This is a genomic window from Ancylobacter sp. TS-1 (assembly GCF_009223885.1).
Classification (GTDB): Bacteria; Pseudomonadota; Alphaproteobacteria; order Rhizobiales; family Xanthobacteraceae; genus Ancylobacter.
Window position 1 is genome coordinate 3,405,444 of record NZ_CP045144.1, and the last position, 23,526, is coordinate 3,428,969.

At 67.5% G+C, this 23,526-nt stretch carries 22 protein-coding genes and 1 tRNA gene; 8 read left to right on the plus strand and 15 right to left on the minus strand.

The features are described 5' to 3' along the window. Positions 1–12 precede the first annotated feature (12 nt). The 8 genes from GBB76_RS15925 to GBB76_RS15960 all read right to left on the minus strand — a co-directional run bounded on the left by GBB76_RS15925 (position 13) and on the right by GBB76_RS15960 (position 8,621). Complete coding sequence (locus GBB76_RS15925) at positions 13–921, minus strand: SMP-30/gluconolactonase/LRE family protein (protein ID WP_152304214.1); 909 nt, start codon at positions 919–921, stop codon at positions 13–15. 65 nt (positions 922–986) lie between these two features. Further along, complete coding sequence (locus GBB76_RS15930) at positions 987–1,706, minus strand: FCD domain-containing protein (RefSeq protein ID WP_152304215.1); 720 nt, start codon at positions 1,704–1,706, stop codon at positions 987–989. 106 nt (positions 1,707–1,812) lie between these two features. Then, on the minus strand, positions 1,813–2,736 hold the full coding sequence (locus GBB76_RS15935; protein WP_152304216.1) for a 3-hydroxyacyl-CoA dehydrogenase: 924 nt from the start codon (positions 2,734–2,736) through the stop codon (positions 1,813–1,815). Positions 2,737–2,785: 49 nt separating this feature from the next. Then, positions 2,786–3,784 (minus strand): ABC transporter permease, encoded by a 999-nt coding sequence (locus GBB76_RS15940; protein WP_162375620.1) that lies wholly within the window; start codon positions 3,782–3,784, stop codon positions 2,786–2,788. A 4-nt stretch (positions 3,785–3,788) separates the two neighbouring features. Beyond that, entirely contained in the window at positions 3,789–5,312 is a 1,524-nt protein-coding gene (locus GBB76_RS15945) for a sugar ABC transporter ATP-binding protein (protein ID WP_162375623.1), read from the minus strand. A 78-nt stretch (positions 5,313–5,390) separates the two neighbouring features. Further along, on the minus strand, positions 5,391–6,650 hold the full coding sequence (locus GBB76_RS15950) for a substrate-binding domain-containing protein (protein WP_162375625.1): 1,260 nt from the start codon (positions 6,648–6,650) through the stop codon (positions 5,391–5,393). A 268-nt stretch (positions 6,651–6,918) separates the two neighbouring features. After that, positions 6,919–7,971 (minus strand): LysR family transcriptional regulator, encoded by a 1,053-nt coding sequence (locus GBB76_RS15955; protein ID WP_152304220.1) that lies wholly within the window; start codon positions 7,969–7,971, stop codon positions 6,919–6,921. Between the two features lie 95 nt (positions 7,972–8,066). Then, positions 8,067–8,621 carry a sigma-70 family RNA polymerase sigma factor gene (locus GBB76_RS15960; protein WP_152304221.1) on the minus strand — a complete coding sequence of 185 codons (555 nt, stop codon included), beginning with the start codon at positions 8,619–8,621 and terminating at the stop codon, positions 8,067–8,069. A 575-nt stretch (positions 8,622–9,196) separates the two neighbouring features. Between GBB76_RS15960 and GBB76_RS15965 the strand changes: the two genes are divergently transcribed. The 6 genes from GBB76_RS15965 (at position 9,197) to GBB76_RS15990 (ending at position 14,056) form a co-directional block, all read left to right on the plus strand. Then, positions 9,197–10,354 (plus strand): PLP-dependent aspartate aminotransferase family protein, encoded by a 1,158-nt coding sequence (locus tag GBB76_RS15965; RefSeq protein ID WP_152304222.1) that lies wholly within the window; start codon positions 9,197–9,199, stop codon positions 10,352–10,354. Between the two features lie 11 nt (positions 10,355–10,365). After that, the gene (locus GBB76_RS15970; protein ID WP_152304223.1) at positions 10,366–11,109 is read left to right on the plus strand and encodes a TIGR04282 family arsenosugar biosynthesis glycosyltransferase; all 744 of its coding nucleotides are present in this window, start codon (positions 10,366–10,368) and stop codon (positions 11,107–11,109) included. Next, positions 11,106–11,861 carry a glycosyltransferase family 2 protein gene (locus tag GBB76_RS15975; protein ID WP_152304224.1) on the plus strand — a complete coding sequence of 252 codons (756 nt, stop codon included), beginning with the start codon at positions 11,106–11,108 and terminating at the stop codon, positions 11,859–11,861. The genes GBB76_RS15970 and GBB76_RS15975 overlap by 4 nt, the downstream gene beginning before the upstream one ends. 19 nt (positions 11,862–11,880) lie before the next feature. Beyond that, on the plus strand, positions 11,881–12,951 hold the full coding sequence (locus GBB76_RS15980) for an NAD(P)-dependent oxidoreductase (protein ID WP_152304225.1): 1,071 nt from the start codon (positions 11,881–11,883) through the stop codon (positions 12,949–12,951). Continuing rightward, positions 12,948–13,316 (plus strand): 4-amino-4-deoxy-L-arabinose transferase, encoded by a 369-nt coding sequence (locus tag GBB76_RS15985; protein ID WP_152304226.1) that lies wholly within the window; start codon positions 12,948–12,950, stop codon positions 13,314–13,316. Before GBB76_RS15980 ends, GBB76_RS15985 begins: the two co-directional genes overlap by 4 nt. 104 nt (positions 13,317–13,420) lie before the next feature. Continuing rightward, positions 13,421–14,056 (plus strand): NrsF family protein, encoded by a 636-nt coding sequence (locus GBB76_RS15990; protein WP_152304227.1) that lies wholly within the window; start codon positions 13,421–13,423, stop codon positions 14,054–14,056. A 222-nt stretch (positions 14,057–14,278) separates the two neighbouring features. Here the strand turns inward: GBB76_RS15990 and GBB76_RS15995 are convergent, their stop codons facing one another. The 4 genes from GBB76_RS15995 to GBB76_RS16010 form a co-directional block, all read right to left on the minus strand. Next, a complete protein-coding gene (locus tag GBB76_RS15995) occupies positions 14,279–14,878 on the minus strand; it encodes a TetR/AcrR family transcriptional regulator (RefSeq protein WP_152304228.1) in 600 nt (199 codons plus the stop codon). A gap of 354 nt (positions 14,879–15,232) precedes the next feature. Then, positions 15,233–17,281, minus strand: coding sequence for a hypothetical protein (locus tag GBB76_RS16000; RefSeq protein WP_152304229.1), 2,049 nt, complete (start codon positions 17,279–17,281; stop codon positions 15,233–15,235). A gap of 61 nt (positions 17,282–17,342) precedes the next feature. Further along, a complete protein-coding gene (locus GBB76_RS16005; protein WP_152304230.1) occupies positions 17,343–18,134 on the minus strand; it encodes a molybdopterin-dependent oxidoreductase in 792 nt (263 codons plus the stop codon). Positions 18,135–18,145: 11 nt separating this feature from the next. Further along, the gene (locus tag GBB76_RS16010; protein WP_152304231.1) at positions 18,146–18,790 is read right to left on the minus strand and encodes a cytochrome b/b6 domain-containing protein; all 645 of its coding nucleotides are present in this window, start codon (positions 18,788–18,790) and stop codon (positions 18,146–18,148) included. 159 nt (positions 18,791–18,949) lie between these two features. On the opposite strand from GBB76_RS16010, the gene GBB76_RS16015 reads away from it, so the two are divergent. Beyond that, positions 18,950–19,384 (plus strand): PRC-barrel domain-containing protein, encoded by a 435-nt coding sequence (locus GBB76_RS16015; RefSeq protein ID WP_162375628.1) that lies wholly within the window; start codon positions 18,950–18,952, stop codon positions 19,382–19,384. Positions 19,385–19,419: 35 nt separating this feature from the next. Here GBB76_RS16015 and mtnK read toward each other — a convergent pair whose 3' ends face one another. Beyond that, a complete protein-coding gene (gene mtnK, locus GBB76_RS16020) occupies positions 19,420–20,685 on the minus strand; it encodes an S-methyl-5-thioribose kinase (RefSeq protein WP_152304233.1) in 1,266 nt (421 codons plus the stop codon). 241 nt (positions 20,686–20,926) lie between these two features. On the opposite strand from mtnK, the gene GBB76_RS16025 reads away from it, so the two are divergent. Next, positions 20,927–21,631: a thioredoxin family protein gene (locus GBB76_RS16025; RefSeq protein ID WP_162375631.1), complete on the plus strand. Its 705-nt coding sequence runs from the start codon at positions 20,927–20,929 to the stop codon at positions 21,629–21,631. 213 nt (positions 21,632–21,844) lie between these two features. On the opposite strand, the gene GBB76_RS16030 is transcribed toward GBB76_RS16025, so the two are convergent. Continuing rightward, a tRNA-Arg gene (locus GBB76_RS16030) sits at positions 21,845–21,921 on the minus strand. A 208-nt stretch (positions 21,922–22,129) separates the two neighbouring features. Then, positions 22,130–23,404, minus strand: a complete 1,275-nt coding sequence (locus GBB76_RS16035; RefSeq protein WP_152304234.1) for a glycine hydroxymethyltransferase — start codon at positions 23,402–23,404, stop codon at positions 22,130–22,132. Positions 23,405–23,526: the final 122 nt, after the last annotated feature.

Genomic DNA, 23,526 nt, shown 5'->3' on the forward strand with positions numbered 1-23,526 from the left:
GATGGAAGATCCTTAGGGGGTCTGAGCGCCGCGGGCGTTCACATGGACGGCGTAGAGCGAGGAGGTGGCCGCGATGAACAGCCGGTTCCGCTTCGGTCCGCCGAAAGTGATGTTGGCGACGGCTTCGGGAATGAGGATCTTGCCGAGCAATTCGCCCGCCGGGCCATAGCAGTGCACGCCATCGCCGGCCGCCACCCAGAGGTTGCCCTCATTGTCGAAGCGAATGCCGTCGGGAACGCCGGGATCGATCTCGGTGAAGACCTCGCCGCCGGAGAGCCTGTTGTCTTCCGACACGTCGAAGCGACGTATGTGGTGAGGCCGGTCGGCCCCGTGCGACCGGCCGGAGTCGGCGACGCATAGTTGCCGCTCATCAGGCGAGAAGGCGAGACCGTTCGGCTTGTCGAAGTCGTCGGCCACCAGGGCAAGGCTGCCGTCGCGCGGATCGAGCCGGTAGACGTTGCAGCGGCCGATTTCGCTCTCGGCCTTGTTGCCCTCGTAGTCGGTGAGGATGCCATAGGGCGGATCGGTGAACCACACGGTGCCGTCCGACTTCACCACGACGTCATTGGGCGAATTGAGCCGCTTGCCCTCGTAATATTCGGCGAGAACCGTGATCGAGCCGTCCCATTCGGTGCGCGTCACGCGCCGGGCCCCGTGCTCGCAGGTGACGAGCCGGCCCTGGCGGTCGCGCGTGTTGCCGTTGGCGTGGTTCGCCGGAAAACGAAAGAGCGCGACCGTGCCGGTCTGCTCATCCCATTTCAGGATGCGGTCATTGGGAATGTCGCTGAACAGCAGGAAACGGCCATCGCCGAAATAGACCGGACCCTCTGCCCACAATGTGCCGGTGTACAGCTTCTCGAGCTGGCAGACCGGAATGATGAAGCGGGTGAACCGGCGGTCCACCACCTCGAAATAGGACATCGGACGCTCTCCCCAGACGCGTCTCCATGGACGCTTGATCTTGAATGGTCAGGCACTTCCAGCGGTCAGGTCTTCTCTCCGCGAACCGCCCAGTAGAACGTCTCGACGTCCTGCAGATGCCGTCGCATGGCCGCTTCGGCACCATCGGGATCATGGGCGACGATGGCCGCGAAGATCGCCTCATGGCAGGCACGAGCGGCGGCGAGGGCGCGCGGATCCTGCAGCGAGGTGTGGCGCTGGTCCTGCAGCAATTCCAGCACGCCGTCGTACAAGGCGTTGATGACCGGGTTGCTCAGCACCCGCGCGATCGCGAAATGGAAGGAGTCGTCGGTCTGCACGAAGCCGGGGATGTCGGTACTGCTGAGATTGGCCTCAAGCAGGTCTCGCAGCTCGGCGATCTGAGTGTCGCTGGCGATGCGCGCCGCCTCGCGGGCAAGGGCCACCTCGACCAGAATGCGCGTCTGCTGAAACAGCTGGACCCCCTGCGGCTGCGACAGCAGGAAGCGCGCCGCACCGGAGAGCTGGTCCAGAATGTCCTTGGGGTTGGGCTCGGTCACGCGGGCGCGCTCGCCGCCGCTGACCGAGATCAATCCCTTCTTGTTGAGCCACAACAGAGCCTCGCGCACGGCCGGTCGGCCAACCTGGAATCGCTCCATCAACTCCCGCTCGGACGGCAGCGCATCGCCAACCTTCAGCTCGCCGGAATAGATCATCTGCGCCAGATGTTCCGCGATATGGTCGAAGAGGCGATACCGCTTGATGGCGTGAATGGGCGTTCGGCTCATGCGTTTCGGTTCCATTGGCTAAAGGTCACGGCGGATCGAGTGTGCACGTCTTCGGTAAATATCCGAAAGATGGGGCTGCGACCCGCCTGCCATATACAACCTACGGCTACCTGCCGAATTCTTCGCGAAGACGGGCCTTGGCGCCAACCAGCGCCGCGAGCCAGCGGTCGCGCCACAGGCGGCGCGCGGGCAGATCCCCGGCCGGGATGGCGGCGCGGCGGTCGGCTTCGATGGCGCTCACCAGCGGGGGGGACCATTCGCGGGGATCGGCCTGCTCCTTGGCGAGGCCGTAATACATCGGGCCAAGGTTTTTGCAGTATTCGGCGACACCGGTGGCGGCGTTGAGATCGATCGTCTCGAACGGCCCCATGAAGAACCAGCGCAGACCCAGACCATCGGCCACCGCCTTGTCGACGTCGCCGGCGGACACGATGCCGTCCTCGACAAGGCGAAACGCTTCGCCAAGCAGGGCACTCTGCAACCGGTTGACCACGAAGCCGTTGATTTCCCGGCTGAGCCGAATGGGCTCCTGTCCGGCCGCCTTCATCAGGGCGTCGGCGAACTCCATGGCTTCCGGCAGCGTCCACGGGGCCGGCACCAGCTCGACGAGCGGGATGAGATGCGGTGGGTTGACGGGATGAACGACCAGGCAGCGCCCGCGTGTCGCCAGCGTCTCGGTGAACGAGGAGGCGGGCAGGCCGGAAGTCGAACTGCCGATCACCACCGAGGGCGCCACAAGGCTGTCGAGACGGGCATAGAGAGCCTGTTTGATCGGCAGCCGCTCGGGCGCGCTCTCCTGCACGTAGTCGACCCCGGCGACCGCCTCCTCGAGCGTGGGGGCGATGCGGATACGCGCGAGGACGGCTTCTGCATCCGGCGTTCCGGTCAGAGAGGTGGCCACGAAGGCGACGGCGGCTTCGGCCGATTCCGGCGAGGGATCGTGAACGACGACGTCATGGCCGGCACGCGCGAAGACAAGCGTCCACGACGATCCGACGACGCCGCAGCCGATAATGGCGACACGAGACATGGTGAACTCCGAATTGGGGCGGCACGCGCCCGCTGAAACAGGGGGCGGCTTAGGACGCCGCGGCGACGGCGGCCTTGCGCCGACGAATGGCGGCGTAGACGGAGAGGCTGACCGCGAGGATCAGGATGCCGCCATTGAAGAAGTATTCGACGTAGAAGGCGGCCCCGAGTTGCTGGACGCCGGAGAACGAGAAGGCGAGCACCAGCACGGCCAGCACGGTGCCCACCACGTTCACCCGGCCGGGCCTGATCGAGGTGGCCCCGAGCAGCACGCTGGCGAAGGCCGGCAGCAGATATTCCGGCCCGACCGACGGCGTCGCCGCGCGGAGGATCGAGGCAAGAAGAACGCCCGCCAGCGCGCAGAGAAACCCGGAGCCGACAAAGGCGCCCATCACGTAATTGGGGACGGAAAGCCCGGAAAGTTCGGCGGCACGGGCATTCGAGCCGATGACGTAAAGGCTGCGCCCGACCGGCATGCGTTCCAGAAGAACCCACAGCAGCACGGCGACCGCGGTGACGTAGAGGGCTGTGATCGGGATGCCGTGGAAGGAGCCGGTCAGGCCGGTGAAGCTGTCCGGCAGGCTGAAGCCGGGGATTTGCTGCCCGTCCGTGTACCAGTTGGAGACGCCGTAGAGCAGCGACCCGACGCCCATCGTGGCGATGAAGGCGTCGATCTTGAAGCGCGCGACCAGAATGCCGTTGACGAGGCCGATGACGACGCCCGTCGCCAGCACGATACCTGCCGCAACGGGCCAGGGAAGGCTGGCATTCACCTGCAGGCCGATCATCAGCACATGGGCAAGGCCGATGTGGTACCCGACCGACATGTCGAACCGCCCGGTCGCCAGCGGCAGCATGACCGCGAAGGCGAGAAGCGCGGTGATCGACTGGCTGGTCAGCAGATTGCCGATATTGCCCGAGGACAGAAACGTGTTCGGCCTCAGTGCCGAGAAGACCACGATCACCAGCACGAAGACTATGAGCAGGCCGTAATTCGACACGAATTCGGAAAGCACCTTGAGCGGGCGCGAGTGGGTTGCCTGGGCCACGAGGTTATCCTCCGGAGGCGGGGGTAGGGGCGCCGGCGACGCCAAGAGTGGAAAGGGCGATCAGGCCGTCGACCGTCAGCTGCGCGCCGGTGAGCTCGCCCGCCGCACGGCCGCGATCGATGACGAGCGCGCGGTCGCACAGCGTGGCGACTTCCTCCAGATCGGAGGAGATGACGAGAATGGCGCGTCCGCTCGCGGCGGCTTGGCGAAGCATGGCGTGGATGGCGATCTTGGCGCCGATGTCCACGCCGGCGGTCGGCTCTTCGAGGATGACCACGCGTGCGTCGGCCTCGAGCCAGCGGGCGAGGCAAACCTTCTGCTGGTTGCCGCCGCTCAGCCAGTCGATCAGTGCGCGCTCATTGCGCGGCCGGACATCGAAGTGTTCGAGCCGCGCCCGCGCCTCGCGCTGTTCGCCGGCCGGGCTGGTGAGGCTGAAAGGCGAGCGCCCGCGTATATCCGGATTGGGAAACAGGTTCTCGATGAGGGTCATGCCCGGGAACGTGCTTTCGCTGGTCCGGTCGCCGGCAAGCAGGACGATGCCGGCCGCGATGCGTTCGGCGATACGGTCATCCGGCTTCAACGGCACGTCGCCGAGCGTGATCGTGCCCGAATCCGCCCGCATCGCGCCGAAGATGGCGCGCCCCACCGCCTCCTGACCGCCACCGCGCAGGCCGACGAGACCGACGACTTCGCCCGGTCGCAGCGTGAAATCGAGCGGGCCACGGCGGCCGACGACGAGCTTCTCGACCCTCAGCACCGGCGGCGCCTCGGCAATGGGCGCGTGGGTGCGGTGCGTCAGGTCGACCGCCCGCCCCAGCATGTGCTCGACGATCTCGCCGCCGGTGGTCTCGTCCATGCGCGCGGTGTGAACCCGCGTGCCGTCGCGAAACACGGTGACGCGGTCGGCAAGGCCGAACAACTCGTGCAGGCGATGCGAGACGTAGATGATGCTGGCGCCCTGGTCGCGCATGCGCCGCATCGCGTCGAACAGCCGATGGGCGTCCTGCTCGGGCAGCGCGGCCGTCGGCTCGTCGAGCACAAGCACCTTCGGCGTGTGGGCCAGCGTCCGGACAATGTTCAGGATCGCCTTTTCCGGCGTGGACAACGTGGCGACCAGCCGGCGCGGATCGACCGGCGGAATCCGCATCGTCTCGTAGATCGCCGTGGTCTGGCGGCTCACGCCGCGCCAGTCGATCAGGCCATGCCGGCTGGGATAGCCCGCGACGAGGGCGATGTTTTCGGCGACGCTCAGATCGTCGACCAGAGCGAGATCCTGATGCACGAAGGCAAGCGGGAGCTTTTCCGCCCGCGGGTCCACCGGTGCGCCGTCGAGGACGATCTCACCCTCGTCGGCGGCATAGACGCCGGCCAGGATCTTGATGAAGGTCGACTTGCCCGCGCCGTTCTCGCCGACGAGCGCGTGGATCTCGCCGCGCGCCAGGGAGAACGAGGCATTGTTGAGCGCAAGCGCCCCGTAGAATCTTTTGTTGAGCCCGCGCACATCCAGCAGCGGCACAGCGTCCGTCATTGTTGGGTGTCCAGAACAGATCATTGCAGGGATGCGGTGGAGACCGGCCGGTAGATGGCGAGCCGGTCTCCTGCGCGATCAGCAGGCGTTCTTCTTGCCGCGCCACACATTCATGTAGTGGCAAGCGAAGCCGTTGCTCGGAATGAACTCGTTCTTGTCGCCACCTTCCTTGTCGACGTTTTCACGCGTCACGAGGTAGACGGGCTGCACGAACTTCGCCGGCTCCTGCCCGGCCATGGCGCGGACGACGGAGTCGATGGCCTGATAACCGAAGAGCGTCGAGGGCTCGGGAACGGTCGCGACCTCGTACTCACCCTTGCGGATCATGTCATAGGCCGAGGGCGGGCCGTCGGCGCCGACGAGGCGAACCTTGGAGGGGCTGACGCCCGAGGCGCGCAGCGCGGAGGCGATGTAGGGATAGAAGTTGTCGCAGCAGGTGGTGCCCCACCAATCGTCGCCGTAATTGGCGATGACGCCCGAGATGACCGAGGGAATGCGCTTGGTCTGGTCGGCGATCGGGATGTTGATCATCTCGAGGAACTTGCAGCCCTCGCAGTTCTTCACCGGCTCCGTGGCGGCCTGCGCCTTCAGGCGGGCAATGGCGAAGCTGTTGTCGAGGAAGTGCAGCAGCCGGGCCTTGCCCTCCGACTTGGCGATGACATAGGCCGCCTGCGCCGCGCCGATCTCGACCGGATCGGAGCCGATATTCATGTAGAGGTTGCTCTCGGGGTCCGGACCCGGGAACGCCGCCGAGTGGATGCCGATGACGGGGATGCCGGCGTCGACCGCCTGCTTGATCGGCCCTTGCAGCGCGCTCGCATCCGCCGAGGTGACGATGGCGGCCGGCTTCATGGCAACCGCCTGCTGCATGGCCGCGAGGGTGCCCGTGACGGTGCCCTTGCCGTTCAGCGTGACGGCTTTCCAGCCGAGGGCCTCGGCCGCCTCGGTCACGCCACGGCCCCAGTTCACAAAGGAGACGTAGGACTGATCGGCCGAGACATAGACGACGGTGACGGCGTCGGTGGCCGCCTGCGGGCCGCTGGTCGGGCCCTTCCATTCGGTCTGCGGGCCGGTTCGAGCCGCCACGATGGCCTTGGCCTCGGCGAGGCTCATCGTCTTCATCACGTCAGATTTCGGCCAGGCGTCGAACGGCTTCGCACGCGTCTCGGCCGACGCTGAGTGCATCAGGCCGCCGATACCGGCGGCGAGGCCTATGGCGAAAAAAGTCGAGCGCAAGCGCCGCAGCCCCGTGCGGGGCGCGTTGAAGGCACGATCCATATCAATTCCTCCTGATACGCCCACGCGTCTTATGCGCGCTATGGCGGCCACGGTGATCATGGCTGTCAACTGGTATGACAGGTCGATAGGTCGACCGTCAAGTGGGTGGCTGACGCTGGATCTGGTGCGCCGGCCCGACGTGGCGGGCGGGCCCTCGGCGCCATGGCCCATATGCTGATCGAGCCGGGTAGCTATCTCGGTCTAGCTGATAAAATACCTGTCAGTGGCGCCGAAGCGCGCACCTCGCCTTCGGCGTCATCCGGGCCGGACCTCGTGCGTCAGTTGGTGGAGCCGGTGCCGCGCGCGAAATCCCGCGCGGTGGCTATTTCTAGGTTGTTCGCGCCGCGATGCGCGTCATCTCCAGGCAGAAGTCCAGGAATGCGCGGACCTTGGCGGCCGGGTTCCGTCGCGATGGATGAACCGCGTAGAGCGGAAACACCTCTCCCGGCCAGTCTGGAAACAGGTCCACCAGCCGCCCGGCATCGAGATGACCTTGCACGCCAAGCGCCATCACCTGCGCGATGCCGGCTCCGGCCAGGCACATCGTCAGCATGGTATTGACGTCGGTCAGTAGCACCGGTCCGGATGTCGTGATCGGAATCACTGTCCTGCCGCGCTGGAACTGCCATTCAAAAGGATGGCCTGTCCGAGGATCGCGAAACTGGAGGCAGGCATGGCTGGCAAGATCCTCCGGCCGCCGCGGACGCCCGTACTGCTCAAGATAAGCGGGCGAAGCAACCGTCAGGATCCGGGTTTCCAGAAGCAGCCGCGCGACCATGGACGACAAGGGTTGCGGCCCGAACCGGACCGCGAGGTCCATGCCGTCGGAGACAAGATCGCCGATCGAATCGCGGGTGTAGATCTCGATCCTGAGGTCCGGATATTTCTTGCAGAAGGCCGGCAGGTACGGCGCGAGAACCAGGCCCGAGAAGAATGGATCGACGTTGATGCGCAGCCGCCCGCGTACCTGGCTCGCCGATCCCGAGGCGATATTGGCCGCGTCTTCTATGCCCTCCAGATGCGGCAGCACCTCCCCATAGAAACGCGCCCCTTCCGCCGTCAGTCGAAGTGACCGCGTGGTGCGGTCAAGCAACCTCACTCCGACGCGGTTCTCCAGACGGGCGATTGCGCGGCTGACGCCCGAAGGCGACAGGCCCAGCAGTTCGGCGGCCCTCGCGAAACTGCCGGCCTCCACGACCGCCGGGCCAAGCTCCTGGTGGCGCCGGGCTGGATCCAGACCAACATGGGCGGCGCCGACGCCACCTTCACCGTCGAGGAATGCATTCCGCAGGTCGCCGATATGCTGGGAAAAAATCACGGCAAGCCCGGACTGCGCTTTGTCGATCGCTTCGACCGGACGCTGCCCTGGTAAGGTCGACATGCCTCCACCGGCTCCCGGCATCCGCACATGATACCGGGAGCGTTACGCTCGCCGATTGAGCGGATGCTTCAGCGTGCCGGAAGGGTCTCTGCTGTTCACCCCGGGCTCGACTGATGAAGCGTCGCGAGGGCTTTCAACGCCCGGTGCAAGGTCACGCGAACGCCCGTCTCGCTCATGCGCAGGCGGGCGGCGGCCTCCCGGGTCGTGCAGCCTTCAATGCTGACGGCCTGAACAACCGCACGCTGACGATCCTTCAGTCTGCCGATCAAACTCCCGATGTGGGCAGCAGGTGAATCGTCGACCGGCTCCTCGGCGGCGAGCACTTCGGCGAGATCGTCGATGGGGACGGTAAGCCGAACCGACCGGCGCAGCATATCGATCAGCTTGTTGCGGACGATGACCGAAATCCATGGCGTGATGGGCCGCGCCGGGTCCCACGTCCTGCGCTTCAGATGGATCGCCAGCAACGCTTCCTGAACGACGTCCTCGGCATCGCTGACGGGTGCCCCGTATTGGGTACAGTTCTTGCGCGCCACGGCGCGCAGATGCGGCGTCACGCATTGCAGAAACCGGCGATACGCATCAGCATCGCCCGCCAGTGCAGCGCGCATGTCGGCGGCCCACTCACTCTCGCGATCCGCCTGTGTCACATGCGCCTCTTACGCGCTCCGCCAGCCTTTGCCGGACTATTTTATAATGCCCAATCTATATCTCCGAGAGGGGTGCGGCGATAGCATGACGGCCCTTCTTGTCCTGTGGCTCGGCAAAACGGTTGGCTTGGGGCCGTGCATTTCGACAAGCGCGGCGGCGCGTTGGACGAGGGAAGCCGTCACGCTCCTTGAAAGTCCGCCGCGGCAAGGGGGCTAAGGCCGCCCGAAGGCCGCAGGCAAGGCATCCACGCCGGCGGGATAGGCGTTTGACCATGTTCAAGGCGCGGGCAGCGCGCCCTCCGGCAGCCGGGCTATCGTCGGCGGTCACATGATCTGCGGAGCGGCGCTTCTGGCGCGTTGTCTCGAGCCGATCTGGCGCTTCCGGCGATCCGGCGACGCCACGCATCCGACAGCGTTGACGTCCTCGGTGTCCACGCCCGACGCCGACCCGACCCAAAAATAGCACCGCGCTGTAACGAAGTGGCCCCCCGCTGCGTACAGGGTACATCGCGCATCCGGCCGTCAGCCGGACCGCATCACGTTTGGCTCCGACTGCTCCACCGATCGCAGGTTCCATGGACGACCGTCCCACCCGCCGTTTTCTGCCCCGAACCGTGGCTACACGCGCACTTGGCGTCGGACGACCACCGTCGACCGCACTGACACCCTCGATCGACATGAGCACCACTTATGTGCGCGATCCCGATAACGGCTACAGCTCCGGCCACGTCTACGGTCGCAAGGACAACGCCACCGTCCAGCAGGCCGAGCGGCAGATCGCCGAGCTTGAGCATGCGCGGGACGCCGTTCTGTTCGGCTCGGGAATGGCGGCGGCGACGGCCGTTTTCACCGCCCTGCCACCGACCCACATCGTGGCGCCGCGCGACATGTACTGGGGGCTGCGTGTGTGGCTGCAATCGGCCCACCGCTACGGTCACGAGGTGAGCTTCGTCGACATGTCGAAGCTCGAGGATATCCGTTCTGCCCTCCGCCCCGGCAAAACCGGTCTGGTCTGGATCGAAACCCCGAGCAACCCGCTCTGGACCGTGACCGATATCTCTGCCGTGGCGGATCTCGCCCACCGGGCGGGCGCAATGGTGTGTGCCGATTCCACCGTCGCGACGCCGGTGCTGACCAAGCCGCTCGACTTCGGCGCCGACATCGTGATGCACTCCGCCACGAAATATCTCAACGGCCATTCGGATGTGGTCGCGGGCGCCTTGACGAGTGCCGACCGTTCAGAGCTCTGGCTGCGCATCAAGGACATGCGTGACCAGCATGGGGCCGTACTCGGTTCGTTCGACGCCTGGCTGCTGACGCGGGGCCTGCGCACGCTCGACCTGCGCGTGAAGGAGCAGAGCCGCAGTGCCGCCCAGATCGCCGAGCGGCTGCGCGGACACCCCGCGATAGGCGCCGTCCTTTATCCCGGCTTGCCGGACCATCCCGGCCACGCCATCGCCGCACGGCAGATGTCTCACGGTTTCGGCGGGATGCTGTCCCTGCGCCTGCGCGGCGGAGCCGAAGCCGCCATCACCGCCGCCGCCCAGGTCCAGCTGTGGCGCCGGGCCACCTCCTTCGGCGGCATCGAAAGCCTCATCGAGCATCGCGCCTCGATCGAAGGCGAGGGCTCGCCCTGCCCGGACGACCTGCTGCGGCTTTCCGTTGGCCTTGAAGACCCGGACGATCTGTATCGCGACCTTGCCGACTCGCTCGACCTTTTGACCCGCATGTGAGGACACGCATCATGTCGACTGTCGCAGTGGCCATCATCTGCAAGACGCCGGCGCCCGGCAAATCCAAGACCCGCCTGTCGCCGCCCCTGCGCCCCGAGGAATGCGCGGAAATCTCCGGCTGCTTCATCGCCGACCTTTCCGCCACCATCGCGGAGCTTGCCGCAGAGGGCGATGCGCAGGGTTATGCCGTCTATACGCCGGCAGGATCGGAAGGGGCACTGACCCGGCTGCTCCCGCCCGACTTCAGCCTTGTGCTGCAAGGCGAGGGCGATCTCGGCCAGCGGCTCGACAAGGGCATCGCCGACCTGCTGGCGCGCGGACATGCGGGCGCCATTCTTATCAATTCCGACAGCCCCACCTTGCCGAAGGCGGTGCTGCGGCAGGCGGTCGAGGCGCTGAAAAGCGGCGACCGGGCGGTGCTGAGCCCGGCACTGGACGGTGGCTATACCTTCATCGGGCTCTCCCGGCCGCATCCGCACCTGTTCGCGGACATTCCGTGGAGCACGCCGGAGGTGTACCGCCTGACGCTGGAGCGTGCCCGCGACATCGGGCTGCCGGTCGTCGAACTCGCGCCCTGGTACGATGTCGACGACGCCGCATCCTATGCTCTTCTGGAGCAGGAGCTGGATGGGTTGCCGTTGCCCTTCGCGCCGGCCGATTTCGTGCGTCAGCCCGCCGCGCGCACCGCCGCCTTCGTGCGCCGCCGCCGCGCGCCCCAGGCCGTTGCGCAACCCGCGCAGGCGGGTGCGGCATGACGGGACAGGACGCTCTCCGGCACGTCGCCGTCGTCATTCCCTGCCTGGATGAGGAAGAGGCCATTGCGGCGGTGGTGCGCGACGTGTTGGCCGAAGGTGTGGGCGAGGTGATCGTCGTCGACAACGGCTCGCGTGACCGCACCGCCGAGCGGGCCGCCGCCGCGGGCGGGCGCGTGGTGTCCGAGCCGGTGCGCGGCTATGGCCGGGCCTGCGCCGCCGGCCTCGCGGCGGTGGGTGCCGGAAGCGACATCGTCTGTTTCCTCGATGGCGACGGCAGCGATGTGCCCGCGTTTCTCCCTTCCGTCGTCGCGCCGGTGGCGGCCGGCACGGCGGATTTCGTCATGGGCTCGCGGCTGCGCGGACAACGCGAACCCGGTTCCATGACACCGCAGCAGCTCGTTGCGGGCCGGATTGCGGGCGTGCTGCTGCGCCTGACTTACGGCGTGCGTTTCACCGACATGTCGCCGCTGCGGGCGATGCGGACCGACCGCCTCCTCGCGCTCGGCATGCGCGAGCAGACCTATGGGTGGAATCTGGAAATGCAGATGCGCGCGGCGGGCGCCGGCCTGCGCTGTCTGGAAGTGCCGGTCGACCATCGCTGCCGGCGCGGCGGACAGTCAAAGGTCTCCGGCAATCTCGCCGCCGGGCTGAGCGCGGCCTGGAAGATCTCCACCACCTTCATGCGTCTGGCGTGGCACCAGCGCGCGGGGCGGCTCTCCGAGCCGGCGGTGGTTCCCGTGGCGCGGCGCTGACCGATACAGGGAGAAAGTCATGCACGTCCTCCTCACCGGCGCCGCCGGCTTCATCGGCCAGCATGTGCTCGCCCAGCTGCTTGAACGCGGCCACGAGGTGCGGGCGCTCGATTCCCTGCGGCCGGACGTGCATCGTTCCGGTGCCGCATGGACGACGCCGCGCGGTGTCGAGGCGCGGGTGGGCGACGTGCGCGACGCGGCCTTCGTGGCGCAGGCGGTGAGCGGCGTCGATGCCGTCATTCATCTCGCCGCCAAGGTCGGCCTCGGCGTCGATATCGGCGACATGCCGGACTATGCGTCCTCCAATGATGTCGGCACCGCCGAGTTGCTCGCCGCCATGGCGCGGGCGGGCGTGTCGCGGCTGACACTGGCCAGTTCGATGGTGGTGTATGGCGAGGGGTTCGGCCGCTGCCCCGAGCATGGCTCCGTGCGGCCCGGCCCACGGCTCGAAAGCGCGCTCGCCGCCGGCGATTTCGAGCCCCCTTGCCCGATCTGCGCTCGCCCCCTCGCCGTCGGGCTGGTGGATGAGGAGACTTCCTTCGATCCGCGCAACGCTTATGCGACCAGCAAGGCGACGCAGGAATTCTACGCCGCCAATTGGGCGCGGGCGGCGGGCGGTTCAGTGGCGATGATGCGCTACCACAACGTCTACGGTCCCGGCATGCCGCGCGACACGCCCTATGCCGGTGTCGCTTCCATCTTCACCTCCGCGCTGCGGCGAGGCGAGGCGCCGCGTGTGTTCGAGGACGGCCGGCAGCGACGCGACTTCGTGCATGTGCGCGACGTCGCGGCCGCGACCGTGCGTGCCTGCGAGCGACATACCGAGGGCGTCCGGGCCTACAATGTCGGCTCGGGCACTCCGCGCACCGTAGGGGATATGGCGCAGGCGCTGGCGCAGGCGCTGGACGGCCCGGCGCCGGTCGTGACCGGCCAATACCGACTCGGCGACGTCCGTCACATAACGGCCGACTCGTCCCGGCTGCGGCGCGAACTCGGCTGGGCGCCTGCGGTCGATTTCGCCGACGGCATGACCGAGTTGGCGGCTCTGTCGGAGGAGCAGCCGGCGCGAGCGCGCGTGGCGGCAAGATGACGCGTACCGCCCTGATCGGCCTGATTCTCGCCAGCGTAGCGTTCAACGCACTCGCGCAGATCTTGCTGCGGATAGGGGCGCGATCGGCCGCCCAATCGGGGAATGGCTCGGTGCTCGCCGGTTTCGCGGACCTGGCCTTTCGCCCCGCCATTCTGGCGGGGCTGGCCTGCTACGGATTCAGCCTGCTGACGTGGCTCTACGTGCTGGGCCGCATCGAGGTCTCCTTTGCCTATCCTTTTCTCGCGCTCGGATTCGTACTGGTGGCGCTGGCGGGATGGCAGTTGCTCGGCGAGCCGATGTCCCCCGCCCGCGCGACGGGGATCGGCATCATCCTTGTCGGCGTGTTAGTGCTGTCGCGCAGCTAGTGGAATTTCGTCGCCACGCCTATCTGGGATAATCGACTGAGATTCCCTGAACATCGCGAAGGCGCGGCTGGGGAGAGCCTGTCTGCGCATCGGGAGTGCCAAACGTGAAAACGGACGATCTCATCGATCTGCTTGCCAAGGACGCGGCGCCGCAATGGCCGTTCCGCACGCTGTACTTCGCTGCGCTGTTCTGCGGCGTCGTCCTCGCCGGCGTGCTGTTCTTCACGACGGTCGGTCTGCGGCCGAACCTCGCGCAGGCGGCCGAGACGCTCCGTTTCCCGCTCAAATTCGCACTGATGCTGCCATTGGCAATGGGCGCGGCGGGGATGGCGCTGACGATGGCGCAGCCGGCCGCCGGCAACGGCATCTGGGGTTGGCTCCTCATCGCTGCGGCGGCATTGGCGGCCGGGGCGATAGCCAGTGAACTCTATGTGCTTCCGTCCGACATGTGGATGAGCAATCTGGTCGGCCAGAATGCCGTCTTCTGCCTGCGCACGATCCCCATGCTGGCGCTGGGACCGCTGGTATGCCTGCTGCTTGTTCTCCGCCAGGGCGCGCCGACGCATCCCGGCCGCACCGGAGCCGTCGCAGGACTGGCGGCGGGAGCCATCGGCGCAACCTGGTATGCCGCGCACTGCCCGGATGACAGCCCGCTCTTCGTCGCCGTCTGGTACAGCCTCGGCATCCTGGCAATGATGCTCGCCGGCTATGCGGGCGGCCGGAGCCTGCTGCGCTGGTAGTCCTGCCGTTCCGCGAACGTCCGCCATCGGCACCGTCTTGCCTTGAGGCGGCCGCAGGACAGCAAGGAAAGCGCATCGTCCTGCGAATTTCCTGGCATCGGCGTGATGCTGACGGCCGATGCGAAGACCGATGAACTCATCGATATCTTATCCCGGCACGCGTCACGGCCGGGGGGGCTGAAGATGCGGGCCATAGCTCCAGCGGCGCGCGTGGATGTCGGCCTATGCCGCTCGGCTCACGCCGCCATCGAGCAGGGCGAAAGCGCAACTGACCACGCCCTCAAGCACCGCTCTTTCCGGCCGCACGCGTGCTAGCACGCGCACCCCCATCAAGACGCCGAGCAAATGGCGGGCGAGATCCTCAGCCGACAAAGATGTGGTGATCGTACCGTCGGCCTGTCCGGCGGCAACGCATCCGAGGAAGAAGGCCTGAAGCTGGGTCAGGACGCTGGCCACGTCCTCCCTGAACTCCGCGTCGTGCGGCGCAACTTCCAACGCGGCGTTGACCAGCATGCAGCCCTTGTGATCCTGGTCACTCAGCGAGCGGTTGAGAATCTCCGCGAAGAAGGCGCCGATCGCCGCGCGCGGCGCCATGCCCTCGCACCGCCGGATGCGATCCGCGATGCTTTCCTGGACATAGTGGGCGAGCGCCTTGCGGTAGAAGGTCCGCTTGTCCCCGAACGCATTGTAGATGCTGGCCCCGGTCAGCCCCGTGCTCTCGATCAGATCGCGAACCGACGTCGCCTCATAGCCGCGACTCCAGAAGCACTGGACCGCCGCGTCCAGCACCGCTTCTTCGTCAAATTCCCTCGGTCTGGCCATTGCTTCGTCCGTCCGTTCGTTTCGCGAGCAGCATGCCAGCATTCGCGGAGGAGCACATTATAGAACGAACGAACTAAAATGCGAAACGCCTCTTATTCCCGGCGCCCGAGCCGAAGGACGATCCCATGTCTCTGGATCACGACCTCGCGGCGTTGAAAGCGGAGTTCGCGTGTACCGCGCCGGCGGCCGGCCGGCTCGCTATGAGGCCAGGATCGAGGAATTGCGCGCCGGCTTCGTCCTCGGCGCGGCCATCGACGTGGGCGATCCTGGCCACCTATGTGGTCGACCCTCATCGGCGCATCACGGCGCTCAACCGCGACAACCCGGCGGCGGTCGACGGGCGGTTCTTCGGGCTCAAGGCGGCGCTTGAGGAGGCTGGGAGGAACCACTCCGCGCCGCGAGCGGGTCCGGGCGGGAACCGCCCAAGGAGGGCGTCGCGACGTAGACCCGCCACGCCTCGGGCTCGGTCTCGGCCAGCTGATAGAGCGGGCTGTCCGCGAACGGATCGCGCGCCCAGGCGCCGTCGCGGGCGGTGACCAGGACGACATCGCAGCCATAGGCCTCGGCCAGCGCGCGCAGATCGTCCGCCGATCCCTCGCCGGCGAAGACCCGCAGGAACCGGTCGGAAATCTCGCCGCGCCGCTGCCGCGAGAGCGGCGCGAAGGCGATCGCCAGTTCGTTGCCGGCGAAGCAGGAGCGGCGGTCGGCGAGCAGCGCCCAGGAAATGTTGACCGGCCACGGAGTCATATCAGCGAACAGCGCGGGATTGTTCGCCACCCGCGCCTCTGCCGGCGCATGCCGCTGCACCGCCGCCCACATGGCCGGCGCGCGCGCGAACCCGGCGGCGTCGGCGGACACCTCGCCCCGTGCATTGCCGGTAGCGATGATGGCGCCGCCGATGAGGCTCGCCACCAGCGCGGCGCTGGCGCCCGCGACGGTAATGCCGCGACGACGCGCGACCAGTCGTGCGAGCCCCGCCGCAGCCGCCGCCGTCAGCACCATGAGTGCCGGCAGCACCGCGCGCCATCCGAGATCGTTATTGTCGCCGACCGTGCTGACCAGCAGCCAGCTCGCGGCAAGGCTGACCAGCGTGAGCAGCCCGAGCGCCCGCGCCTCGCAGCCGGCTAGCGTGTGGGCGTCGCTGCGCGAGGCCAGCCGCCAGAGCGCTACCGCGCCGACGGGATAGATGAGCGGGAACTCGACCACCAGCAGCACCAGCCAGTAGGCGGCAAGATCGAGCGGACGCCCTAAGGGGCTGAAGGCGGCCTCGGCGAGGACCGGGAACGGCGAGAGGGCGACGGGGCTGCCGCCACCGCGCAGCATGCCGGCGTGATATTGCTGGACCAGAAGAGGCGCGACCAACGCAAGCGCCAGCAGTGCCGCCCCGCAGGCGAGCGGAAGCAGGCGCCGCAGGCCACCCGGCGGGCTCATGCGCAGCAGTAGCGGCACCAGCGCCAGCATGGCGAGGGCCAGCACGAGGCCGCCGACCCAGATCGAGCTTTGATAAGCCCCGGCGACCACCAGCCCCAGCACGGCGGCCGTCAGCGCCCGGGGATTGGCGGCGAGCCGCACCGCCAGCAGCGTGGCGATGACCAGCGCGCCGGCCGCCGCGACATGGTGCGGGCTCCAGCTCGACTGGAAGAGCCAGCCGGCAAAGCCGGTGGCCGGGCGCAGGACCGTGCCGAGCGCCTGTTCGCCGAACAGCGCCTCGAGAACCGGCCGCAGCGACCCGCCGCAGCACAGGGCGATGGCGAAGGCGGCCGCAAGGCGCGAACCGGCGAACCGCAGCGCCAGCCCCGCCATCAGCATCAGCGTGGAGAAGGCGGTAAACCAGCTCGCCGCCGCGTCGGCCTCCCAGCCACGGGCACCCGTGAGACCGGCGAGCTGGGCGGCGCCGAAGTGCCAGAGATAGTAATAGGCGACGCCCGCCGGCTCGCCGGGCGGCCCATAGAACGGATTGACCGGCGGCACCCCGTCGCGGACGAAGGCGTCGATCAGGGCGATCTTGGAATGGTCGAAGATGGCCGGGGCGAGGGCGATGCCCGCCGTCGTCTCCTTCGGCACCACCGCCATCGCCGGCACCAACGCAAGGAGGCCGGCGGCGAGGAAGATCCAGAAGGGTATGACAGGCGTGTCGTCGGGCGGCGTGTCCGCTCGGCCGTCGCGGAGCAGCCAGGCGCCGCCCACCAGCGCGAGGGCACCCAGCGTCCCGGCCAGCGGCAGTCCGACATGCCGCGCGATCTCCAGCGCCAGCGCGTTCAGCACGGTCCAGCCGAGAGCCGGCGCGAGCGGCAGCGCCAGCGCGCGGCTGATGCCGAGCGCGCGCGCCAGCACATAGCCCGCGCTCGTCCACAGGACGAGACCGACCGCGCCGGCGAGAAAGGTCGCTCCGAAGGAGAACATCACGGCTCCGCAGCCGCGCGGCGGGGCCCGCGAAGCCGATGCGCGCCCACCTTCCTCGCATTCACAGCCCGCTGTACCAGTTGAAGCCCTGCTTCTCCCAGAACCCCTCCTGATAGGTGTTCGTCACCTCGATGGCCCGGATCCATTTGGGATTCTTGAAACCCAGCTTGACGGCGGTGCGCAGGCGCAGCGGCGCGCCGAACGGATCGGTGATCGGCTCGCCGGCATATTTGGTGGCGAGGATGGTCTGCGGGTGCAGGGCGGAGGCCATGTCGATGCTCTCCATATAATCGTCCTGGCCATGGAAGGCGACGTATTTGGCCGTCAGGTCCGCGCCGATCCGCGTCAGGAACTGCCGCAGATTGGGCCCCGACCACTGGCCGATATAGTCCCAGCCCTCGACGCAGATGTGCTTGATGATCACTTCCTGCTCGGGAAACGCATGTATCTGCTCGAGACTCCACGGGCGCTTGTCGGCGATGAGCCCGCTCAGCTCCAGCTTCCAGCTTGAGATATCGACCGGCTTGACGTTCTCGATCTCGTAATAGGCGTTGAAGCGGGGCGGCTTCACCACCTGATCGGGCGAATAGGTCGGGGCCAGCTTGTTCGGATCGAAGATTCTGGCCTGCACCCAGTCGTTGAAGGAGGAGACCGTGCGCAGCGCGCTCTGTACCTGGCTCTGCTCGGCGATGTCGCAGCCGGTGAGCATGGACAGCGCCCCGAGGCTGACAGCCCCGCGCAGCAGCTTGCGCCGGTCGATATCCTCGATCAGGGAGCGGTTTTCGGTGAGCAGGCTCTGGTCCGGGCCGCGACGCGGGCGGAACAGCGAGGTCGGGCGTCGAAGGATGGACATGGCTCGATCTCTCACATGTTCGAGGCGTGGGCCGATGGCGTGCGGGGGGCGGGGTCGTCGTCGATGCGCGGCCCGCCGGTGACCATGGCGAGCAGCGTCTTCGGCACCAGCAGGGCGAGGGCGACATGCACGACCATGAACAGGCAGATCGCCGTCATGCCGAAGAAATGCGCGAGCCGCGCACCCTGAAAATCGTAGAACAGTGCGGTCAGGAAGGAGAACTGCACGGGTTTCCAGATCGCCAGACCGGAAATCACCTGCAGGATGATCACCAGTATCACCCCGACATAGAGTGTCTTCTGGACCGCGTTGTAATGGGTGAGGTCGGCATGCTGCAGGCGGAAGCTCAGCGCGGCCAGCGCCTCGCGAATGACCTCGCGCGGCGATATCGGCAGCAAGAGGCGCCGGAAACGGCCCGTGACGATGCCATAGACCAGATAGGCGAGGCCGTTCAGCCCCAGAACCCACATGCCGAAGAAGTGCCATTGCAGGCCGTGCTGCGCCCAGGGGCCGAGCGTGATCGCATCGGGAAAGTGAAGGAATCCGAAGATAACTTCATCGTTATAGATCTTCCATCCGCTCATGATCATAATGATCATTGCAACGGCATTGGTCCAATGCATTATTCTAATAACTACAGGATGCATCTTCTTCATTTCTGACTCTATTTGTTGTAGTATTCAGGAGATTTATGCGAAATAGTCTTGATGATTTTGTAAATCAACATTACATATCTCTCCGCATCATCGAAGGAGATAGCCATCATGCGTCGTAAATTTGCTCATTTTCTTCTTGGGGCTTCGCTTCTGTGCGGCATGCCGGCAGTCGCTCACGCCGAGGACCCCAAGCCGATGCGCGCGGAAGGTGGGGCGCATACCCAGCCGGGACCAGAGCAGGACGCGCTGACGCCGCAGCAGCGGATGGAGCGCCGCTTCCCGCAGAAGGTCCGGGTTGGCGACCTGATCGGCCTGCCGATGCAGGACTATGACGACCGCGTGCTGGGTTATGTGAAGCAGGTCGTGCGCACCCCCGACGGCCACATCGTGCTGGTGATGCCGTTCGGCGGCTGGTTCGGCTATGGCGGACGCCCGGTCGGCGTGCCGATCGAGACCGTGGCCATCCTCGCCCGCCACCTGAACGTGCTGGACCTGCCCCGGGAGGACTTCCCCAAGCTGCCGACCTGGAAGGATGGCGAGGGAACGCCGATCCCGCCCGACGACATCATCCGGATTGCCATTTCGCGCCGTTGAACGGCGCACCCCGCTGCCGGAGGACCGCACGCCCGTCATAGGTCGCGGCCCTCCAGCCGGGCGATGAGGGTGCGCACTTGCCCGATGGCGGCCAGGCGCCCGCGCTCGACCGCCAGCACCCGCCCGGCCATCAGCGCCCGATGCTCGCAGCCGGCCCGCAGCGCCTCGTCGGTGATCGTCTCGAATTCGGGGATATGGGCGAGGCCGAGAATGCGGCGGTGCATCTCGATGCCGGCGAAGCCCACCGCGTCACGCCAGATGCCGGCGATCATCGTGTTGAGCGCGAGTTCGCTGCCGATGGCGTCGCCCTGGTCCTCGAACAGTTCCCGCCCGCCGAGAATGCCCTGGCGCTCGCCATGCCACAGCCGGGTGAATTCCTCGGCGAAGGTGTCCCAGATCGTCTCTGCCGTATCGAGGATCCAGTCGCGATAGGCGCGCCTCTCCTCGCTGTCCGGCTGAAGGCCGGGCAGGGCGAAAACGGCCATCCAGAGATTGGCGAGCAGCGAGCCGATGTCGAAGCCCATCGGCCCATAAGTGGCGAATTCCGCGTCGATGACGCGGGTATCGCCCGCACAGACCATGATCGACCCGGTGTGCAGATCGCCGTGCAGCAGCGTCTGCGCGCTGCCGCAGAAGTGCGCTTTCAGTTCGAGCGCGGCGAGCTTCAGATCGCGGTCGGCGCGTATGGAGGCGACGGCGCGGTCCAGCGCCGGGCTGTGGCTGTTGCGCGCGCACTCATGAAACGGATCGGTGAAGAACAGGTCCTCGGTGATGCCGCACAGTTCCACATTGCCGGCAAACAAGGCGAGGTCCGCCTTCCGCCGCGCCGTCTCCATCGCCCAGTCGGACCCGCGGAACAGGGTTCGCGCGAGATAACGCCCGAGCTGCCCGGCCAGGAGCGGGAAACGCTCTCCCGCCATCAGGCCCTTGCGCAGGATGATGTGGGGGCGGAGGTGCTCCATGATCTGGATCGCCTGATGGCGATCGAAATAGTAAAGCTCCGGCAGCCGGCCCGGATCGCGGCTGCCCAGGCGCAGCAGCGCCTCATGCTCGAAGAAGGATCGGTCGAGCGACATCGGCCAGCTTTCGCCGACCACCCGCGCATAGGGCAGCGCCTGCTTGACCACCACCGATCCGGCCGCGCCCTCGACGATGAAGACAAGGTTGAGATTGCCGTCGCCGATCTCGCGGACCTGCCACTGCGCGGGCGGGCCGATACGTGCCGTCATTTCCGGCAGACCGCCCAGCCGGTCGGCCAGCGTCTGCGCCTGCAGCGGCTCGTAAGGCGAATGAGTGAGCATTCCGGTCTCCGCGTCGCGTGTGCGAAGCCCGGCAGGGTTTCCGATGCGCCTCGCATAAGCGGTACGGCGAAACGGCGGCCCACATTACAGCGATCACGGCTTCGTGAAGTGAGCGGCAGGGCACCTCCCTGTGCCGCCTGCCGCGACACGAATGCGTGAGTCCGTAACAAGCGGGAGCGCAAACGCGAAGACGGGTTGAACGCCCTCTGCCTGGGCATCAACGCGAAACCGGAGCGACCACATGAGCCTTTCCTCGCGCGTCCTGATGGCAGGGACCCTGCTCGCCCTGTCGGGACCGGCCTCCGCGACGGAGTTCGTCACGCCCGATCGGCAACCCATCGTGGTCGAGCTGTTCACCAGCCAGGGCTGCTCGTCCTGTCCGCCCGCGAATGCCAATCTGATCAAACTGGCGGAGCGTCCCGATGTTCTCGCCCTGTCCTTCAGCGTGACCTATTGGGACTATCTCGGCTGGAAGGACGTGTTCGGCCAGCCGGCATACACACAGCGGCAGGCCGTCTATGAGCCCAGGCTCGGCGAGTCCGGCCCGTTCACGCCGCAGATGGTGGTCGACGGGCGAGCTTCCGCCATCGGCTTCAATCTCCGGGAGATGCAGGCGCTCATCGCCAGCAGCCCGCCCAAGACCGGGCCCTCGATCGCGCTCGCTTCCGACCGCGTCGACATCGGCAAGGGGCGCACGGGCAGCGGCGGCTCCGATGTCTGGCTGGTATGGTTCGATCCGGCGACGGTGCAGGTTCCGGTGCGCCGCGGCGAGAATACCGGGCGCACGCTGCCCCACAGCCATGTCGTCCATCACCTGGCCCGGCTCGGCGCCTGGAATGGCGAGTCCGTCGCCTTCAGGACGCCCGCCATACCCAAGGGGCTGAAGACTGCAATACTCGTTCAAGAGCCTGGCGGCGGGCCGATCCTCGCCGCGGCGACCGACTGAACCGGTCCTTGCCGGGTCCACAGACAACCGACCTGGCGGGTTGCGCCGCGAACGATTGATGGCATTGGACACCTGCGCGCGCTGGCGCAGCGTGTCGAAGTCGCCGACGACGAGGTTCGCATCATGGGGTCGACGTCGGAATTGCTGCGAACGCTGGTCGCCGCCTCAAGCGTAGGAGCGGCGGCGAACGGCGTTCTCAGATTTGTACCGAAATGGCGCACCCGGCACGATTCGAACGTGCGACCTTTGCCTTCGGAGGGCAACGCTCTATCCAGCTGAGCTACGGGTGCCTGCGGCGCGGGAGACGCACCGATGCTGCGCCTTCATAGTCGAACGGCCGGGCGCCGGCAACCGGGTGATGCGGGGCCGAGCAGGCTGTTTGCAGCGGTGCCACAGGTGCCGCTGCGCTGGCGCCGTGTTGCCGCGAGGGGCGGCCCCAACGGGCGGCGCGATCGGCGGGCCCCGCACGCTCTACCGGACAATGCTTCGCGTCCCGGCTCAGCGGGGCGCCAGAAGGGCGGCGATGCAGGCGAGGGTGGCGTGCTGCGCCTTCGCCTCCCGGGCGGGCGGGCGCAGGAACACGCCGTCCTCGCCTTCCAGCAGCCCCGCGATGAGATCGGCCACCTCGTCCATGCCGTCCGCCTCGAGACCGAGCGTGGCGAGGAACTGGGTGCCGACGCGCAGCGCCGAACGTCCGGGGCGGGTAATGTCGGCGCTGGTGCCGACCACGACGCCGTGGCGCGCCAGTGCCGCGATCAGTGCGCGCGGGTCTTCGCTCGCGGCGATCGGAACCAGCATCTGGTGGGTATGCTCACCTGCCTGCGGGGCGATCACCGGCAGGTCGCGCGCGCGGACGGCGGCGGCGAGCGCGGCGGTGTTGGCGACCACGGCCCGCGCATAGGCGGTGCCGTGCGCCTGCATGTGGTCCAGCGTGCGCAGCAGCGGCGGCAGCAAGGCGGCGTTGTAATTGGCGAGGAAGCGCGCATCGAGCAGCCGCGCCAGCGCCTCGCCCTGCGCCGGATCGCGGCCGAGCACGAGGCCCTGCGGCAGGCCGGGAATGGTCTTGTAGGTCGACGTCACCAATATGTCGGCGCCGGCCTCGAGCGGGTTGGGATAGGCGCGACCGGCGATCAGCCCGGCGACATGCGAGGCATCGAACACCACCAGTGCGCCGACGCGGCGGGCCGCCACCACCACCGGGCCGATCTCGTCCGGCCGCACCATCACGCTGCGCCCGAGCATGACGAGGCGCGGGGCGCGCTCTTCCACCATTCGGGCCGCGCCTTCGGCATCGAGGCACAGCGCGCCGGCGTCGAAGGGCAGCTCCTCGCACACGAGGCCGGCGAGTTCCGGCGTGCCGCCGCGCCGCTGGCTCAGATGCCCGCCATGGGCCGGGGCGGGGGCCAGCATCAGGTCACCGGGCGCGGCGAAGGCGTGGAACACGGCGAGGTTGGCGAGCGTCGCCGAGGGCAGGCGCGGCTCGGCCCAGGCGGCGCCGAACAGCGCGCAGGCCCGCGCCCGCACCGCGACCTCCAGCTCGCTGACGAGATCGGAATCGGGCTGCTCCTTGTCGAAGCTGCGCCCCATGGCCGGCATGGCGCCGAGCCCGGTCGCGTAGGCTTCGAACACGCCCGGCGTGGGCAGGTTGGCGCCGGCATAAAGGACGAGCCGGCGCTGCCGGAGCGCCTCGGCGCGGGCGAGCGCGGCGGCGACCAGCGCGTCGTCTGCCGCCGGATCGGAGCGTGAGTCGGTCGGGGTCAGGGTCGGGCTCATGCGGCTTGATAGCGCGATTCGCGCGCCATTCCTCGCCCCGGGCCGCTCCGCCGTGTGGTCCGCGCCGGTGCCCGAGCCCCGGCACGGGCCGTGGGCAGGCCGTGGCGCGGGGCCGGATCGTT

Coding starts and splice junctions, on each gene's coding strand:
- mtnK (WP_152304233.1), bottom strand. CDS start 20,685: ATGCTCACTCATTCGCCTTACGAGCCGCTGCAGGCGCAGACGCTGGCC.
- GBB76_RS16005 (WP_152304230.1), bottom strand. CDS start 18,134: ATGTCCATCCTTCGACGCCCGACCTCGCTGTTCCGCCCGCGTCGCGGC.
- GBB76_RS16035 (WP_152304234.1), bottom strand. CDS start 23,404: ATGAGCCCGACCCTGACCCCGACCGACTCACGCTCCGATCCGGCGGCA.
- GBB76_RS15975 (WP_152304224.1), top strand. CDS start 11,106: ATGACGGGACAGGACGCTCTCCGGCACGTCGCCGTCGTCATTCCCTGC.
- GBB76_RS15945 (WP_162375623.1), bottom strand. CDS start 5,312: ATGACGGACGCTGTGCCGCTGCTGGATGTGCGCGGGCTCAACAAAAGA.
- GBB76_RS15985 (WP_152304226.1), top strand. CDS start 12,948: ATGACGCGTACCGCCCTGATCGGCCTGATTCTCGCCAGCGTAGCGTTC.
- GBB76_RS15995 (WP_152304228.1), bottom strand. CDS start 14,878: ATGGCCAGACCGAGGGAATTTGACGAAGAAGCGGTGCTGGACGCGGCG.
- GBB76_RS16015 (WP_162375628.1), top strand. CDS start 18,950: ATGCCGGCAGTCGCTCACGCCGAGGACCCCAAGCCGATGCGCGCGGAA.
- GBB76_RS16025 (WP_162375631.1), top strand. CDS start 20,927: ATGAGCCTTTCCTCGCGCGTCCTGATGGCAGGGACCCTGCTCGCCCTG.
- GBB76_RS15980 (WP_152304225.1), top strand. CDS start 11,881: ATGCACGTCCTCCTCACCGGCGCCGCCGGCTTCATCGGCCAGCATGTG.
- GBB76_RS15925 (WP_152304214.1), bottom strand. CDS start 921: ATGTCCTATTTCGAGGTGGTGGACCGCCGGTTCACCCGCTTCATCATT.
- GBB76_RS15955 (WP_152304220.1), bottom strand. CDS start 7,971: ATGTCGACCTTACCAGGGCAGCGTCCGGTCGAAGCGATCGACAAAGCG.
- GBB76_RS15930 (WP_152304215.1), bottom strand. CDS start 1,706: ATGAGCCGAACGCCCATTCACGCCATCAAGCGGTATCGCCTCTTCGAC.
- GBB76_RS16000 (WP_152304229.1), bottom strand. CDS start 17,281: ATGTTCTCCTTCGGAGCGACCTTTCTCGCCGGCGCGGTCGGTCTCGTC.
- GBB76_RS16010 (WP_152304231.1), bottom strand. CDS start 18,790: ATGAAGAAGATGCATCCTGTAGTTATTAGAATAATGCATTGGACCAAT.
- GBB76_RS15965 (WP_152304222.1), top strand. CDS start 9,197: ATGGACGACCGTCCCACCCGCCGTTTTCTGCCCCGAACCGTGGCTACA.
- GBB76_RS15935 (WP_152304216.1), bottom strand. CDS start 2,736: ATGTCTCGTGTCGCCATTATCGGCTGCGGCGTCGTCGGATCGTCGTGG.
- GBB76_RS15950 (WP_162375625.1), bottom strand. CDS start 6,650: ATGATCACCGTGGCCGCCATAGCGCGCATAAGACGCGTGGGCGTATCA.
- GBB76_RS15970 (WP_152304223.1), top strand. CDS start 10,366: ATGTCGACTGTCGCAGTGGCCATCATCTGCAAGACGCCGGCGCCCGGC.